This window comes from Achromobacter sp. NPDC058515 (assembly GCF_042721735.1).
GTDB lineage: Bacteria > Pseudomonadota > Gammaproteobacteria > Burkholderiales > Burkholderiaceae_B > Achromobacter.
On the sequence record NZ_JBHXNI010000001.1, the window covers coordinates 583,639 to 600,241 of the forward strand.

The 16,603-nt window shown below is 65.5% G+C and carries 14 protein-coding genes; 4 read left to right on the forward strand and 10 right to left on the reverse strand.

Annotated features, from left to right (window positions below; all coding sequences use genetic code 11):
- The first annotated feature begins 110 nt into the window (after positions 1-110).
- Positions 111-392 carry a bacterioferritin-associated ferredoxin gene (locus tag ACFWP0_RS02760; RefSeq protein ID WP_377839492.1) on the forward strand — a complete coding sequence of 94 codons (282 nt, stop codon included), beginning with the start codon at positions 111-113 and terminating at the stop codon, positions 390-392.
- 30 nt (positions 393-422) lie between these two features.
- On the opposite strand, the gene ACFWP0_RS02765 is transcribed toward ACFWP0_RS02760, so the two are convergent.
- Positions 423-1,283, reverse strand: coding sequence for a LysR substrate-binding domain-containing protein (locus ACFWP0_RS02765; RefSeq protein WP_377839493.1), 861 nt, complete (start codon positions 1,281-1,283; stop codon positions 423-425).
- Positions 1,284-1,418: 135 nt separating this feature from the next.
- Here ACFWP0_RS02765 and ACFWP0_RS02770 point away from each other — a divergent pair, with 135 nt between their 5' ends.
- Both ACFWP0_RS02770 and bfr read left to right on the forward strand, forming a co-directional pair.
- Complete coding sequence (locus tag ACFWP0_RS02770) at positions 1,419-2,333, forward strand: DMT family transporter (protein ID WP_377839495.1); 915 nt, start codon at positions 1,419-1,421, stop codon at positions 2,331-2,333.
- A gap of 368 nt (positions 2,334-2,701) precedes the next feature.
- The gene (bfr, locus tag ACFWP0_RS02775; protein ID WP_013390908.1) at positions 2,702-3,178 is read left to right on the forward strand and encodes a bacterioferritin; all 477 of its coding nucleotides are present in this window, start codon (positions 2,702-2,704) and stop codon (positions 3,176-3,178) included.
- Between the two features lie 86 nt (positions 3,179-3,264).
- Here bfr and ACFWP0_RS02780 read toward each other — a convergent pair whose 3' ends face one another.
- The 4 genes from ACFWP0_RS02780 to ACFWP0_RS02795 all read right to left on the reverse strand — a co-directional run bounded on the left by ACFWP0_RS02780 (position 3,265) and on the right by ACFWP0_RS02795 (position 7,935).
- Positions 3,265-3,951 carry a hypothetical protein gene (locus ACFWP0_RS02780; RefSeq protein WP_377839496.1) on the reverse strand — a complete coding sequence of 229 codons (687 nt, stop codon included), beginning with the start codon at positions 3,949-3,951 and terminating at the stop codon, positions 3,265-3,267.
- Between the two features lie 24 nt (positions 3,952-3,975).
- A complete protein-coding gene (locus ACFWP0_RS02785) occupies positions 3,976-5,583 on the reverse strand; it encodes a peptide chain release factor 3 (RefSeq protein WP_377839498.1) in 1,608 nt (535 codons plus the stop codon).
- Positions 5,584-5,692: 109 nt separating this feature from the next.
- Positions 5,693-6,322: a LysE family transporter gene (locus ACFWP0_RS02790; protein ID WP_313623986.1), complete on the reverse strand. Its 630-nt coding sequence runs from the start codon at positions 6,320-6,322 to the stop codon at positions 5,693-5,695.
- 59 nt (positions 6,323-6,381) lie between these two features.
- On the reverse strand, positions 6,382-7,935 hold the full coding sequence (locus ACFWP0_RS02795) for a DEAD/DEAH box helicase (RefSeq protein ID WP_377839500.1): 1,554 nt from the start codon (positions 7,933-7,935) through the stop codon (positions 6,382-6,384).
- A gap of 304 nt (positions 7,936-8,239) precedes the next feature.
- Between ACFWP0_RS02795 and ACFWP0_RS02800 the strand changes: the two genes are divergently transcribed.
- Entirely contained in the window at positions 8,240-9,712 is a 1,473-nt protein-coding gene (locus ACFWP0_RS02800; RefSeq protein WP_377839501.1) for a YdgA family protein, read from the forward strand.
- Between the two features lie 68 nt (positions 9,713-9,780).
- On the opposite strand, the gene ACFWP0_RS02805 is transcribed toward ACFWP0_RS02800, so the two are convergent.
- The 5 genes from ACFWP0_RS02805 to ACFWP0_RS02825 form a co-directional block, all read right to left on the reverse strand.
- The gene (locus ACFWP0_RS02805; protein ID WP_377839503.1) at positions 9,781-10,989 is read right to left on the reverse strand and encodes an amidohydrolase family protein; all 1,209 of its coding nucleotides are present in this window, start codon (positions 10,987-10,989) and stop codon (positions 9,781-9,783) included.
- 24 nt (positions 10,990-11,013) lie between these two features.
- Positions 11,014-12,741, reverse strand: coding sequence for an ABC transporter ATP-binding protein (locus ACFWP0_RS02810; protein WP_377839504.1), 1,728 nt, complete (start codon positions 12,739-12,741; stop codon positions 11,014-11,016).
- A 7-nt stretch (positions 12,742-12,748) separates the two neighbouring features.
- A complete protein-coding gene (locus tag ACFWP0_RS02815; protein ID WP_377839506.1) occupies positions 12,749-13,675 on the reverse strand; it encodes an ABC transporter permease in 927 nt (308 codons plus the stop codon).
- Positions 13,676-13,685: 10 nt separating this feature from the next.
- Positions 13,686-14,657: an ABC transporter permease gene (locus ACFWP0_RS02820; protein WP_377839507.1), complete on the reverse strand. Its 972-nt coding sequence runs from the start codon at positions 14,655-14,657 to the stop codon at positions 13,686-13,688.
- A 119-nt stretch (positions 14,658-14,776) separates the two neighbouring features.
- Positions 14,777-16,384, reverse strand: a complete 1,608-nt coding sequence (locus ACFWP0_RS02825) for an ABC transporter substrate-binding protein (protein WP_377839509.1) — start codon at positions 16,382-16,384, stop codon at positions 14,777-14,779.
- Positions 16,385-16,603 lie beyond the last annotated feature (219 nt).

Here is a 16,603-nt window from a genome sequence, read left to right on the forward strand (position 1 = left end):
CATTCTCGTAAATTTGTCCCTGTTTTCAAGGGCTTGCGTGACAATTCCGTTGCAAATTTATTTGCGCAAGGGACTTGTCAGGACGAGAATAATTTTCGATAATCATTCGCATGTACATTTGCGTATGTAATGCCATCACCGAACGCCAAGTCCGCGCCAGCGTGGACGGTGGCGCGACGACGCTTTCCGACCTGCAATTCGAGCTGGGCGTGGCTACGTGCTGCGGCTGCTGCGCGGCAACCGCCGCCGAATACCTGCCGGGCGGCCGCTGCTCCAGCGTGTGCGACGTGCGCTCCATCGCCGTTCCAGTCAATGCTCCGCCCGCCATGGTCGAGTCCGGCGCGCCCGCGGCCAACAGCAGCTTCCCGATTCCGCTGGTCGCCATCGCCTGAGCATTGCCGTCTCTTTCCGGCTCGCTGCCTTTATGCGGCGAGCCGCGTCGTTTCCTTCTCGCAAAAATCCCGGATAGTCAGCGCCAGTTGGCGCGCGGCCTCGCGCGCGGAACTAGCCACGCATAGCGCCAGCTCCGTCGGCGGCACGGCCGGCAGGATTGCGTCCACGATCCGATGACCCGGCGCGATGCAGCGCCGTTCCAGCAGCGCGATCCCCAGCCCGCCCGCCAGCGCGGCCTGCAGGCCCATCAGGTTCGGGCTTTCGTACGCGATGCGCCAACGCCGGCCGGCGGCCTCCAGGGCGTGGATGGCGCGGTTGCGGTAGATGCAGCCCTGCGGGAACGCCACCAGCGGCACGGGCTCCTCCGTGGGCGAAATCGCGACGTTGGCGCTGCCGATCCAGTGCAGGCGTTCCGGCCAGACGGCCAGCGCGGCGCCCGTGCCGGGCTCCCGCTTGAGGAGCGCTACATCCAGGTCGCCGCGTTCCAGGCTGCGCGCCAGCACCGCGGTAAGGTCGCAGCGCACCGACAGCTGCACCGTCGGCCGGGCCCGCGCAAATTCGGCGACGATCGCGGTCAGCGTATCGGCCGCGAAATCATCCGGAACGCCCAGGCGGATCACGTCCACGCGCCGCCGTCCGCTGACCGCCTCCCTGACTTCGGTGGACAGCGCCAGCATGCGCCGCGCATACCCCAGCAGGCGCTCGCCTTCTTCGGTCAGCTGGACCTGGCGCCCTTCGCGCAAGAACAGCGCGCATTCCAGCGTTTCCTCGAGCTTGCGGATCTGCTGGCTGACGGTGGACTGGCTGCGATGCACGCGTTCGCCGGCCGCCGTGAAGCCGCCGGCATCCACTACCGAGACAAAGCTGTGCAATAGATCGAGGTCGAGCATGGCTGGTATTCCAAAGCATTTGATTTTCAAATACTTTCGATCCGAATAAAGAGTTTGTCAATGAATCGGCGCCCGGGGAGAATCGTCTCATCCCGCCGCGCCCGCGGCCGCTGCACTCCTCCACCCGGATCCTTCATGAAGGCCATGCCGAGCTTGCCCGCCACCGTCCTGCCCGCCGATGCCGCCCCGGGCGTCAGCCTGCTGCCCATCGCCGCGTTCTGCTTTCTGTGGAGTTCCGCGTTCGCGGCCGCCAAGATCGCGGTGCGGGATTGTCCGCCGCTGACGCTGCTGACGATCCGCTTCCTGATCGCGGGCGCGCTGATGTTGGGCGTGGCGGCGGCCAGCGGCCGGTGGAAACTGCCAGCAGGCCGCGAACTGGCGTCGCTCGTCCTGCTCGGCGTGCTGAACAACGCGCTGTACCTGGGCCTGAGCTGGTCCGGCATGACCACGGTTTCATCCGCGTTCACGGCGGTGCTGATCAGCACTAATCCGCTGCTGATCGGCGTGCTGGCCGGACCGGTGCTGGGCGAACGCCTGAACTGGCGCAAGATGCTGGGCCTGTGCCTGGGGCTGGCCGGCGTGGCCCTGGTGCTGCGCTCGCGCCTGTCGGGCATGCAGGAGGACCTGCACGGCACGCTGCTCGTGACGGGCGGCCTGGTGGCGCTGGTGGCGGGCACGCTGCTCTACAAGCGCCTGAAGCCTACCTCCGGACTGTGGACGTCGACGGGCATACAGTCGCTTGCGGGCGCAGCGGCGCTGCTGCCGTTTGCGCTGTTCAGCGAGAACATCGGCGATGCGCGGCTGACGGCCAGCCTGTTCTGGAGCATGGCCTACATGATCGTGGCCGTGTCGATGGGCGGCTACTACCTGTGGTTCATGATTCTTGGCCGCGCCAGCGCCACGTCGGCCAGCGCGCTGCACTTTCTGATGCCGCCGCTGGGCCTGCTGTTCGGATGGCTGGTGTTGCGCGAACCGGTCTCGTGGCTGGACCTGCTGGGCATCGTCCCGATTGCGTTCGGCATCTGGCTGGCGACACGCCGCGCGGAGTGATGTGTCGATAGCGCGATTCGGGTTGCCGATAAGCAACGAGACGGCGTGGCGCGGTTTGCGCGGCGATTCGTCTCGCGCAAGACGGGTGCGCGCGTGCGTATCGACGGATTCATCGGGCGATTCTTCGCGATGCATGGCCGGCAAGCCGCGTGAACCCTGCCGCGCGCGTGCAAGACATCAAGCACGCATACTCATTCTCATTAGCTTGTCGCTTTCTTGTTGCGCTCCTAACGCCGTTTACCAAATGCAGCGCAAGGCTAGGCGCGGCCCTGCGCCAGGTGGTAGTCTGCCTGAGTTGCGTACGCGCGGCATCGTGCGCTCCTTTGTCGCGATGCGTTCGCGTCGCGCCTGACTGCAAGGAGTCCATCATGAAAGGCGACAAAACCGTCATCCAGTTTCTGAACAAGCAACTGACCAACGAACTGACGGCCATCAACCAGTATTTCCTGCATGCCCGCATGCTGAACCATTGGGGCTTCGACAAGCTGGGCAAGCACGAGTACGAAGAGTCCATCGGCGAGATGAAGCATGCGGATCGCCTGATCGCGCGCATCTTCATGTTGGACGGCCTGCCCAATCTGCAAGACCTGCACAAGCTGCTGATCGGTGAAGACGTGCCCGAACTGCTGGCCTGTGACCTGAAGCTGGAGCAAGGCGCCCAGGCTACCGTCAAGGAAGCGATTGCCCATTGCGAATCGGTGCGCGACTACGTCTCGCGCGATCTGTTCCAGGACATCCTGGACGACACCGAAGAGCACATCGACTATCTGGAAACCCAGATCGACCTGATCGACAAGGTCGGCATCCAGAACTACCTGCAAAGCCAGATGTCCGTGCCTGAATAAAAGGCGGTTTCGGCAATGAAAAATGGCGCCCCTGGGGGCGCCATTTTTTATGCGGGAAACCTGTGCTGGTACAGGCCGGGCGGACCCTATTGCGGGCGGGCCGGGCACTCGGCCATCGTGCCCCAGGCGCGGTTCGGCGCGCAGTACTTGTTGCGCGCATTCCATGAGCAGGAAGGACGCTCGAAGAAGCCTTGCGTGGCGCAGTGCGCGAGTTCACGCTTGAGGGCATCCTGCCAGCCCGCGGCGCCGGGCGCCAGCGCGGTATTCGGCGGCGGAGGGGGCGCCTGCACCATCTGGGGCGTGCCATAGCCGCCTGCCTGCGTCTGGCCGCCGTTGATCGCCGTGGAGGTGCCGGGCACCTGGAGATCCAGCGTGCTGACGTCGGACGTGCCCGAGGGCAGCGGCACTTGCGAAGCCGCGGCGATTTCGCGGGCCTGTTCGGGGCTGATGCGCTCGCGCGAGATTTTCACGGCGGGGTCGCTGACCGTGTCGAACAGCGACACGGTGTTGACCTGCCATTCGCGGTCGGCCGGCTTGTCCGGCACGCCCAGCGTGCCGTCGATGCGCGGTTGCGGAGGCTGCGCCACATAGGGACGCCCGTTGGCGTCCAGAACGGGTTGCTGGGAAGCCGCCGCGTCCTGCCCAGGGGCAGGCGCCGCGGGCGGCGCATGCGCCACCAGCCAGTCACCCAGTTGAATACCGCCCCAGGCCGACGCGCCAAGCGCGATCAGGAGCGTTGCGAATAATAAACGCCAAGACATTGCTACCCTCATCTGCCGTGCGGAACCCGAACGGGTCTACGCTTTGTCTCCGAAAACCTTGCCGCCGTGCTCCCGCATGGCGTGGAATTTCACATCGGGATACAGTTCCTCGGCGACGCGCAACTGCGCGGGGGAACCGATCAAAAACGCCGCAGCATCGACCACATCATAGGCGATATGGGCGGCATTGGCATCCATGAACTTGCGCAGCGCCTTGGGGTTTTCAGACGTAATCCAACGTGCCATTGTGTAGCGGGAAGGCAGCATCCGGGCGTCCACGCCGTACTCGGTCTTGAGGCGATGGGCGACCACTTCGAACTGCAGCTGGCCGACCGCGCCCAGCAGCAGGGAGCCGCCGGCGGCCTCGGGACGGAACACCTGGATGGCCCCTTCCTCGCCCAATTGGGTGAGGCCGGTGCGCAGCTGCTTCGTGCGCAGCGGGTCCTTCACTTCGACCGCCTGGAACAGCTCGGGGGCGAAGAACGGCAAGCCGGTGAATTGCAGCGTTTCGCCTTCGGTCAGCACATCGCCCAGCTGCAGCACGCCGTGGTTGGGGATGCCGATCACGTCGCCGGCATAGGCCTCGTCCAGCAGCTCGCGCCGCTGCGACAGGAAGGACACGACGTTGTTGGGGCGCATTTCCTTGTTGGTGCGCGCGACCTTCAGGCGCATGCCGCGCTCGAAACGGCCGGAGCTGACGCGCACGAACGCGACGCGGTCGCGGTGCGCGGGGTCCATGTTGGCCTGCACCTTGAACACGACGCCGGTGAACTTGGGCTCTTCGGGTTGGACTTCGCGCTGCAGGGCAACGCGCGGGCCGGGGGGCGGCGCCTGTTCGACCAGGGCGTCCAGCACTTCCTGCACGCCAAAGTTGTTGATGGCGGAGCCAAAGAACACGGGGGTCTGCTTGCCGGCCAGGAACTGGTCGCGGTCAAAGGCGGGCGCGGCTTCGTTGATGAGCTCGATCTCGCCGCTGGCCTGGTCGAAGGCCGAGCCGAAACGCTTGGCGATCTCGGGGTTGGTCAGCCCTTCGATGAAGTCGTCGTTGTCGGAACGGCGCTCCTGGCCCGGGCGGAACACGCGCATGCGGTCGCGGCGGATGTCGAACACGCCGCCGAACGCCTTGCCCATGCCGACCGGCCACGAGAACGGCACGGCGTCCATGCCCAGGTGCCCTTCAATCTCGGACAGCAATTCCAGCGGTTCGCGCACTTCGCGGTCCATCTTGTTGATGAACGTGATGATGGGCGTGTTGCGCGCGCGGCAGACCTGCAGCAGGCGGATAGTTTGCGGCTCGACGCCGTTGGCGGCGTCGATCACCATCAGCGCGGCATCGACCGCCGTCAGCACCCGGTAGGTGTCTTCGGAGAAGTCCTGGTGGCCCGGGGTGTCGAGCAGGTTGATGACGCAGTCGCGGTATTCCATCTGCATCACGGAGGACGCCACGGAAATGCCGCGCTGCTTTTCGATTTCCATCCAGTCGGACGAGGCGTGGCGCGACGCCTTGCGCGCCTTCACGCTGCCGGCGATCTGGATCGCGCCTGCGAACAGCAACAGTTTTTCCGTCAGCGTGGTCTTGCCCGCGTCAGGGTGGGAAATGATGGCGAACGTACGGCGCCGCGCGACTTCGTTGGGGATGCTCATGATCGGAGGATTCTACTTAACGCCGGTTTTTAGGCCGGCGCGGTCCGGTATCGTGCATGAAAACATGTGGGGCACGCGCCGTTGCCGGCGCGTGCCCCACGCTTCAGATTCAGGAATGGCGGCGGAACGACGCCAGGAACACGCCGGCCAGGATGAACAGCGAACCGAATGTGCGGTTCATCCAGCGGATGTGCTTGGCGTCGCGCAAGAGGCGCAGCACGCGCGCCGCCAGCAGCGTATACACGCCCATGGCCACCAGGTCGGTGAACGCCAGCGTGGCCGCCAGCGCCGCGTATTGCGGCGTCAGCGCCAGCGCCGGATCCACGAACTGCGGCACCACGGCCAGCAGGAACACCGTGCCCTTGGGGTTCATGGTGTTGATCAGGAAGCCGCGCATGACCAGTTCACGGATGGACGCCTGCTTCGGATCGCCGGCGTCCACCGCGACCGGCGCGGCGTCCGTGCGGATCTGGCGCACGCCCAGGTAGATCAGGTAGGCCACGCCCAGGTACTTGACCACATTGAAGGCCATTTCGGACGTTGCCAGCACCGCGCCCAATCCCACGGCCACCACGACGAACTGGAACAGGATGCCCAGGATCAGGCCCGCCGTGTTCCAGTAGCCGCGCGCAAAGCCGTATTTCAGGCCTGAGGACATGGCCGAGATCGCGCCCGCCCCGGGTGAGAACGAAATGGCCCAGGAGGCCAGGAAGAACGTCAACCAGGTAGATAAGGGCATGATGGCGCGGGTCCGTAGGTCGCAGGAATGGGTTTGCCGGTGATATTACTTGCGTCGGATTACTTGCTCAGCAATGCCGCGCGGGGACCGCCAGCCGGGCGCCCCTCAGCCGAGCGCCCCGAGCCACCGTTGCCGGCGGGGCGGGAACCCCCTTCGGGATGGCGGTGGCCTTGCTGCGGACGGCTGTCGTTGCGGCCGGCGTGAGCCGGACGGTCAGCGGGCTTGCCGTCGCGCGAGCCGCCGTTGCCGCGGCCTTCGCCGGCACGGGCCGGGGCGGGGGCACGGCCGCCGGCGGCGGCGCGGGGTTGGCCTTGAGCGGGACGCGAACGGCCGGCGCCGGCATTGCCGTTGCCACGGCCGGCATTGCCGCCGTTGCCGCCACGGCCGCCGTTGCGGCTGCCGCCGCGCGGGCTGCGCGCGTCTTCATCGCGCTCCTGGCGCTCGAAGGCGGCCGCGCTGGTGGCGGACGGGGTCCAGCCTTCCACGGGCTTGCGTTCGATCGTCTTCTTGATCAGGCGCTCGATGTCCTTCAGCAGCTTGATCTCGCTGCTGTCGACCAGCGAGACCGCGGCGCCGGTGGCGCCGGCGCGGCCCGTGCGGCCGATGCGGTGGACGTAGTCTTCCGGCACGTTGGGCAGCTCGAAGTTCACCACTTGGGGCAACTGGTCGATGTCCAGGCCGCGGGCGGCGATGTCGGTCGCGACCAGCACCGTCACGGTGCTGTCCTTGAAGCCGGCCAGCGCGCGGGTGCGGGCCGATTGGCTCTTGTTGCCGTGGATGGCGGCGGCGGTCAGCCCGTCCTTGACCAGCTTTTCAGCCAGGCGGTTGGCGCCGTGCTTGGTGCGCGTGAACACCAGCACTTGGTGCCAGCCGCTTTCGCGGATGATGTGGCTGATCAGGTCGCGCTTGTGGTGCTGTTCGACCATGTGCACCGTCTGGGTGACCAGCTCGGTGGCGGTGTTGCGCGGGGTGACCGAGACTTCGCCCGGGTTGTTCAGCACGCCGCGCGCCAGGGTGCGGATCTCGTCGGAGAACGTGGCCGAGAACAGCAGGTTCTGGCGTTGCTTGGGCAGCAGCGCGAGGATCTTGCGGATGTCGCGGATGAAGCCCATGTCCAGCATGCGGTCGGCTTCGTCCAGCACCAGGATTTCCACGCCCGACAGGTCCACCGTCTTCTGGCCGCAGTGGTCCAGCAGGCGGCCCGGGGTGGCCACGAGAATGTCCAGCGGCTTGCGCAGCGCGGAAATCTGGGGGTTGATATTGACGCCGCCGAACATCACCATGGACGTCAGCGAGGTGTATTTGCCGTAGGTTTGCACCGATTCCGCGACCTGCGCGGTCAGTTCACGCGTCGGGGTCAGGATCAGGCAACGGGGGCGGCCGGGCTTCTTCAGCTCCGGCTTTTGCTGCATCAGCAGATGCAGGATGGGCAGCGTGAAGCCGGCGGTCTTGCCGGTGCCCGTCTGGGCGGCCGCGAGCAGGTCGCCGCCTTTCAGGACCTGCGGAATAGCCTGTGCCTGAATAGGCGTGGGTGCGGTGTAGCCGGTATCGGCAATGGCGCGCAACAGGGAATCAGCCAGCCCGAGGTCGGCAAAAGGGGAAGAGGTAGTCAAAACAACTCCAGCGGCAGCCCGTCGCTCAAGTTGAGAGACTCCAATCCAGGCGGACGAATAAGGAGAAAAGGGAAGCGCCCTGATGGGCGAAGCTTGGCAGCGAAGGGCCTAGCGGACGCGTGCAGATTGGCAAAGCACACGACGGGATTGTAGCTGATGTGGCGATGCAGCACCGGAAAGAATCCGGCCAGGCGTATCACTAAGTAACAATTTGCAGCGCCTTCGAACCAAATAAGTGTTTTCCCTAGGCCACCCTACCTATAATCCGTGCGCTTTCATCCATTTGAAGAAATAAGGGATTGCTATGAAGAAATCGGCACTAGTTGGCGTCGTGGTCGCGCTGGGCGCGATCTGGACCGGCACGGCCTGGTACACGGGCCAAAAGGCCGAGGCCTTCGTCAAGCAGATGATCGACGACTCGAATGTCGAACTGAAGAAGTTCAACGACGCGTGGGGCATCGGCGCCGTGGCGGAACTCGTGTCCTTCGAGCGCGGCGTGTTTTCGTCCACCTCGCGCTATCGCATCAAGTTCACCGTGCCGGCGGCCGAGGGCAAGCCGGCTCAGGAACGCGATGTGGTGTTTGTCGAACACCTGAATCACGGCCCCCTGCCCCTGTCGAACCTGAAGTCGGGCAAGTTCATGCCGGCCATGATGGCCAGCGATTTCGCGCTGGAAGAGACGCCGACCGTCAAGGAATGGTTTGCCGCCGCCAAGGGCGCCGTGCCCCTGTCGGGCCGCTACAGCGTCAGCTACGGCAAGGATATCGCCGGCAAGTTCGACATGGCGCCGGTGGAATTCGCCAAGGACGGCTCCAAGCTGGCGTCTTCGGGCTTGAAGGGCGACTTCGAATACGCCATTCCCAGCAAGCGCGGCGTGTTCGCCGTGGCTTCCGACAGCCTCGAACTCTCCGGCGCTTCGGAAACCAGCGATATCACCAGCATGACCTTCAAGGGCATCACGCTGGCCAGCGACATGAAGCCGGCCTCCAACGACATGTACGTGGGCAGCCAGAAGGTAACGTTCAAGGACTGGACGATCACTTCGACGGAGAAGCCGCCGGTCCAGTTCAAGGACACCTCGGTCGCCGTGGACCTGACCGAAGCCGGCACGGCCATGGGCGCCAAGATGGCCCTGGATTTCGGCATGATCAATGTGCAGTCCAAGGACGTGGCGGGCATGAAGCTGGCCATTGACGCGCAGAAGCTGGACTCCAAGGCGCTCAAGGCGCTGAACGACGTTTATGAAGCCTCGTCGCGCCGCATGCTGCAAAGCAATGGCGAGCAGCAGGCCCCTGAGTTCACGCCTGAAGAACAGCAGGTCATCAAGGCCAACGTCGAGCAGCTGCTGGCCGGCAACCCGACCCTGGCCGTGTCGCCGCTGGAAGTGCGCACCGCCAACGGCACGTCCACGTTCAACCTGAACCTGGACCTGGCCAAGCCGGCCTCGCTGGACGGCGAGCTCTCGGACACGCTGATGCAGGCCCTGCGCAAGCTGGACGCCAAGCTGGTCCTGTCCAAGGGCAACCTGGCCGACGTGATGGCCATCGAGCCGCAGATGCGCGGCGTGCCGGCCGAGCAGGCTGTGCAGACGGCCAAGGGCCAGGCTGAAATGGTGGGCACCATGGCTACCGCGATGGGCCTGGGCAAGGTCGAGAACAACAACATCGTGACCTACCTGAACTACGCTGACGGCCAGGTGGACTTCAACGGCAAGAAGATGCCGGTTGAACAGTTCATGATGATGGTGATGGGCGGCGTCATGGGCGGCATGCGCTGACGCGCGGGCGCTCAGCGCCCAAGCAGCCGGAAAAGCCGGCGCGCCACTGGCGCGCCGGCTTTTTTTCTTCAGGACGGCAAGGCGCCCGCGGCCAGTTCCCCGTGCCGCAGCACCGCCACATGGAAGCGCTTGTCGGCCGCCTTCATGATGTCTTCGGTGGGATCGCCCTGCACAAGCAGCAGGTCGGCCATCTTGCCGTCGGCGACGACGCCATGCTGGTCCATGCCCATCAGGTCATGGCCGCGGGAAGTGCCGGCGATCAGCGCATCCACGGGAGTCATGCCGAACTCGACCATGTAGGCCAGCTCCATCGCGTTGTCGCCGTGCAGGTTGAACGGCGTGCCGGCATCCGTGCCCAGCGCGATGCGGCCGCCGGCCTTGTAGTACATCTGGAACGATTCGCGGTGGCGCTGCTCCACCGCGCGGGCCTTCTCCACCGCATACGCGGGGATGCCGTTCTCGGCGTTGGCGATGATGTTGCGCACGGCGGCGATGGTGGGCACCAGGTAGGTCTGGGCCTCCAGCATCTCGCGCAGGCAGTCGTCGTCCATGAAGATGCCGTGCTCGATCGAATCGATGCCCGCGCGCACGGCATTCAGGATGCCCTGCGTGCCCTGCGCATGGCTGGCCGTGCTTTTGCGAAAGCGCTTGGCCTCGTGCACGCCCGCCTTCATTTCGTCGAAGCTGTAGTGCGCGTCCATGGGGCTCACGCCCGGCGTCATGACGCCGCCCGTGGCCATGATCTTCACCAGGTCGCAGCCCGCGTGCACCTGTTCGCGCACCGCCTTGATCACGTCTTCGCAGCCGTCGGCCACGCGGCCGATGCGGTTGCCGTGGCCGCCCGTCATGCAGATGATGCGGCCGGACGCCTTGATGGCCGGGCCGGGAAAGACGCCGCGCGCGATGGCGTCGCGCACGCCGAACTCCAGATAGTCCTTGCCGCCGCAGTCGCGCAGCGCCGTGACGCCGCCGCGCAGGCTGGCCTGGGCGTTCTCCAGCGCGGTCAGCGTGATCTGCGCGGGCCCCTGCTTGCTGAGCATTGCGTTGGGGTCGGCGCCGCCCGTATAGACCAGGTGGACGTGGCAGTCCGCCAAGCTGGGCATGAGGGTCATGCCGGCGGTGTTCACCTTCACGCCGCCGTAGCCGGAGAATTCGCCGGCCGGCGCCACGCGGGCCACGCGCTGGCCCTCGACCAGCACGCCGTGGCCGGGCAGCGTCCGCCCCTCCCCATCGAATACCTGGCCGCCGATGAAGAGGGTCTGTCGTGTCGCCGTCATGTCTCGCTCCGGTTGCGCCCGGCCTCAGCTCACCACGTCCAGCCCTTCCCGGGACATGGACTGCAGGCGGGGCATCAGGCCAAGCAGGTGTTGACTGTAGGGATGCTGCGGATGGTCGAACAGGGTTTCCGTCTCGGCTACTTCCAGCAGTTCGCCGTAGCGCATCACGCCGACGCGATCGCACATCTGGCGGATCACGGGCAGGTCATGGCTGATGAACAGCATGGTCAGGCCCAGCTCTTCCTGCAGGTCCTTCAGCAGGTTGAGGATCTGCGCCTGTATGGAAACGTCCAGGGCGGACGTGGGCTCGTCGCAGATCAGGAAGCGGGGGCGGGTGGCCAGCGCGCGCGCGATGCAGATGCGCTGGCGCTGGCCGCCGGAGAACTCGTGCGGAAAGCGTTCGGCGGCGCGGTCGCCCAGGCCGACGACGTCCAGCAGATCGGCCACGATGCGGCGCGTTTCCGCTTCGTTGGCCGAGAGCTTGTGAAAGCGGATGGGCTCGGCCACGATGTCCAGCACGCGCATGCGCGGGTTCAGCGACGAGAACGGATCCTGGAAGATCATCTGGATCTGCCGGCGGAACGGATTGAGCTGCTTCTCGCCCTTGAGGGCGGTGAGGTCGGTGCCGCCGAAATTGACCGAACCTTCGCTGGGCGTGTAGAGCCCGGAGATCAGGCGCGCCACGGTGGACTTGCCCGAGCCGGATTCGCCCACCAGGCCGAAGACCTCGCCCTCGCCGATGGAGAAGTTGACGCGCTTGACGGCGTCGAGCGTGCGCTGGTTGCGCTTGAGGAAGGCGCTTTTCAGCACGAAGCGCATGCTCAGGTCGCGGACCTGCACCAGCGGGCCGTCGGTGCGCTTGCCGAAGTCGCGGCGCTGGCCCAGCCAGTGCGTGGCCAGGTTCAGCGGCTGCGCCGGCGTCTTCACGTCCTCGATGTAGGTCACGAGCGGAAAGCGCTTGAGCTTGATGTCGGGGCGCGGCACGGCCGAGATCAGGCTGCGCGTGTAGGGATGGTCGGGGTCGCCCAGGATCTTGGCGGTCCGGCCCTGCTCCACCAGCTTGCCGTGATACAGCACCGCCACGCGGTCCGTCACGTCCGCGATCACGCCCATGTCGTGCGTGATGATGATCATGCCGACCTGCTCTTCGCGGCACAGCTTCTTGAGCAGTTCCAGGATCTGCGCCTGGATGGACACGTCCAGCGCGGTGGTGGGCTCGTCGGCGATGATGACCTCGGGTTCGCAGCACAGCGCCAGCGCGATCACCACGCGTTGCCGCATGCCGCCCGAGAACTGGTGCGGGTATTGCTTGACGCGCAGCTCGGGCTGGTCGATGCCGACCTGCACCAGCAGCTGCACCGCGCGCTTTTTGGCCTCGTCGTGCGACAGGTTCAGGTGCACCTGCATGGTTTCCACGAGCTGGCTTTCCACGGTCTGCAGCGGGTCCAGCGAGGTCAGCGGATCCTGGAAGATCATGCCGATGCGGCGGCCCCGCACGCGGCGCTTCTGCGCCGGCGTCAGGGCGTCGATGCGTTCGCCGTTCAGCAGCACCGAGCCGCCGGCCAGGCGCCCCGGCGCTTCCAGCAGGCCGATCACGGCGTTGCCGATGGTCGACTTGCCCGCGCCGGATTCGCCCACCACGCCCAGGATCTCGCCTTTCTCCAGGGACAGCGAAACGCCGTCCACCGCCACCAGCGTGCCGCGGCGGCTGGGGAATTCGATACGGATGTCTTCGATGTTCAACAGGGCCATGACGTCCTCAGCGCAGCTTGGGGTTGAGCGCGTCGCGCAGCCAGTCGCCCAGCAGGTTGACCGATAGCACCAGCGCCACCAGCGCAATGCCGGGGAAGATGGAAATCCACCACATGCCCGAGAACAGATAGCTGTTGCCGATGCGGATCAGCGTGCCCAGCGACGGCGCGGTGGGCGGCAGGCCCACGCCCAGGAAGGACAGCGTGGCCTCGGTGATGATGGCGATCGCCAGGTGGATGGTGGCGATGACCAGCACCGGGCCCATCACGTTGGGCAGGATGTGCCGGCGCAGGATGGTGATGGGGCCGATGCCGATCAGCCTTGCCGCCTGCACGTATTCCTTGTTGCGTTCCACCAGCGTGGACCCGCGCACGGTGCGCGCGTATTGGACCCAGCCGGAGATGCCGATGGCGAAGATCAGCACATACAGCGCAAGCTGGTCGTGCATGTCGCGCGGCAGCAGTCCGCGCGCCACGCCGTCGATCAGCAGCGCCACCAGGATGGCGGGAAACGACAGCTGCACGTCGGCGATGCGCATGATGAAGCTGTCGATGCGGCCGCCTGCGTAGCCGCTGACCAGCCCGAGCGTCACGCCCAGCACCATCGAGAACAGCACCGAAGCGAAGCCAACCAGCAAGGACACGCGCGAGCCGTACATGACGGCAGACAGGATGTCGCGGCCCTGGTCGTCGGTGCCCAGCAGGAAGCTGGGGCTGCCGCCTTCCTCCCAGGCCGGCGGCGTGTTGGCGTCCATGATGGACACGGACGCCAGGTCGAAGGGATTGTGGGGCGCGATCAGCGGCGCGAACAGCGCGCCCAGCAGGATGACCAGCGTCACGGCCGCGGCGATGATGGCGCCGGGCGACCGCTTGAAGCTGTGCCACAGGTCGCTGTCGGCCGCGCGGGAAAAGAAGGGAGCGATGCGAGCAATCATGCGGATTCCTTTACTTGCTCTGCACGCGCAGACGCGGGTCCACGGCGAAGTACAGCAGGTCGACGACCAGGTTGATGACCACGAACATGAAGGCGATCAGCACCAGGTAGGCCGCCATGACGGGAATGTCCACCATGCTGATGGCCTGGATGAACAGCAGGCCCATGCCTGGCCACTGGAACACCGTTTCGGTGATGATGGCGAAGGCGATGATGGAGCCGATCTGCAGGCCTGTGATGGTGATGACGGGCACCATCGTGTTCTTCAAGGCGTGGCGGAAGTTGATGAGCCGCTCCGGCAGGCCGCGTGCGCGCGCGAACTTGATGAAGTCGGCGCGCAGCACCTCCAGCATCTCGGCGCGCACCAGGCGCATGATCAGGGTCATCTGGAAGAGCGCCAGCGTGATGGCGGGCATGATCAGCGCCAGCCAGCCCGATTTGGTCAAGAAGCCCGTGGTCCACCATCCCAGGCTCACCACGTCGCCGCGCCCGAAGCTGGGCAGCCATCGCAGCTGCACGCCGAAGAACAGGATGAGCAGGATGCCGATCAAGAAGGTGGGCAGCGAGATGCCCGCCAGCGAGATGGCCATGAATGTCTTGGACAGGATGCCATGGCGCCTGAGTGCGGTGTAGATGCCCATGGGGACGCCCAGCGCCAGCGCCATGACGGCGGACACGAACGACAGTTCCAGGGTTGCGGGCATGCGTTCTTCGAGCAGGTCGCTGACGGGCCTGCGATGGCGGTACGACATGCCGAAGTCGCCGCGCACGGCGTTGGCGACAAAGCGCGCATACTGCACCACGAACGGATCGTCCAGGCCGAGCTGTTCGCGCAATTGGGCGCGCTGCTCGGGCGTGGTGTCCTGGCCAACCATGCTGGCGACCGGGTCGCCCACATAGCGGAACATGGAGAACGCGATCAGCGCCACCGTCAACATCACCAGCACCGACTGGATAAGCCGCTGCGCAATAAAGGAAAGCATTATCGGGAGCCCTCTAGTTCAGATGGCGCCGGGCCGCGTTCTCCGTGGATGCCGGGAATCGGGGCTGGGCCGGGCGCATCCGGACGGCGCGCGCCGTCCGGGGTTGCATCGCCGGTCGTTTACGGCAGGACGACGTCGCGCAGGTCGAGCACGTCGTCGGCGCGCTGGGTGACCTTGACGTTTTCCTTCACGCCCCAGGACATGGGTTGCTGGTGCAGCGGGAGGTAGCCGAAGTCGCTGCGCACGATGCCGAAGGCTTCCTTGATCATCGCGTTGCGCTTGGCCTGGTCGGTTTCGACGCCGATCTGGTTGGTGAGTTCGTCCACCTTCTTGTTGCAGTAGCCGCCCAGGTTGAACTGGCCCGCGGCGGTCTTGGCGTCGCGGCACGAGGTCAGGTTCAGCAGCGTGTTGTGCGCATCGGTGGAGCTGGGCGTCCAGCCCAGCATGTACATGCTGGTCTGGTTGCCTGCCTGCAGCAGGATCTTGCCGAAGTACTTGGACTTGGTCTGCGCCAGCAGGTTGATCTTGATGCCCACGCGCGCCAGCATGCCGGCCACCGCCTGGCAGACCTTTTCGTCGTTGACGTAGCGGTCGTTCGGGCAGTCCATCGTGACGGTGAAACCCTTGGGATAGCCGGCTTCGGCCAGGAGCTTCTTGGCTCGCTCCGGATCGGGCTTGTACGGCGCGCCGAAGGATTCGTCGTAGCCGTTGATGGAGGTGGCGATGAGCGAGCCCAGCGGCTTGGCCGCGCCGCGCATGATCTTGTCGTTGATGGCCTTGGTGTCCACGGCCAGCACGACGGCTTCGCGCACCTTCGGATCCTTGAAGGGGTTCTTGCCCTTCACGTCCGAGAACAGCAGTTCGTCGCGATGCTGGTCCATGCCGATGAAGATGGCGCGGGCCTCGGGCGCGGTCAGCGGCTTCACGCCCTTGGCGTCTTCCAGGCGCTTCCAGTCCTGCACCGGAACGGGCTGCACCACGTCCATCTCGCCGGAGATCAGCGCGGCCACGCGCGTGGCTTCCTGCGTGATCGGCTGGAAGATGACCTCGTCGATGTTGCTCTTGATGTTCTTGTTCCAGTAGCCGTCGTAGCGCTTGAGCACCGTCTTCACGTCGGGCTGGCGCTCGGTCAGCATGAAGGGCCCGGTGCCGTTGGCGTGCAGGTTGGCGTAGTTGCCCTGGTTGTCGCCCTTGACGTTGGTGGCCTCGGTGGTCTTGTTCTTTTCAGCCCACGTCTTGCTCATGATGTACAGGAACACCCATTCGCGCGGCAGGATGGGATTGGGCGTGGGCGTGATGACCTCGATGGTGTAGTCGTCCACCTTCTTGATCTCGGAGGCCTTGGCGCCGTAGCCCTTCATGTCGGAGCCGGGCGTCAGGCTGCGCTTCCAGGAGAAGATCACGTCGTCCGCCGTGAAGGGCGAGCCGTCGTGGAATTTGACGTTCTTGCGCAGCTTGAAGACCCATTTGGTGGGTTCGGGGTTTTCCCAGCTTTCCGCCAGCAGCGGCGTGAGCTTCAGGTTGCCGTCGTAGCCGGCCAGGGTTTCGTAGATGTTGCCCTGGAAACCCAGCGTGAAGGTCTCGTTCAGGGCCATCGGGTCCATCGACGTGGCGTCGCCCTGGTATGACCAGTGCAAGGTCTTGGCGGCCGCGCCTGCGCTGAATGCCAGCGAGGCGGCCACCGCGGCGGCGATCGCCGCTTGCTTGAAGTGGGGGAAAGTACGCATAGCCCTCATGCTCCGTGTGGTGCGCGGATCGCGCGACAGAAGTGATAGGGCCCCGGCCCCATCGGGATCCGGGGCATGGCGTTGCTGCTTACGACGAAGGACGGAGTGGGGTCGGGCGGCGCGCGGCGCGAACTGCGCACAGGCCGAGGCTGGCGTTGCCGGGAATCACTGCGTAGGACTTCGACTTCACGATAGACCCAACCCCTTGTGATTGTCATG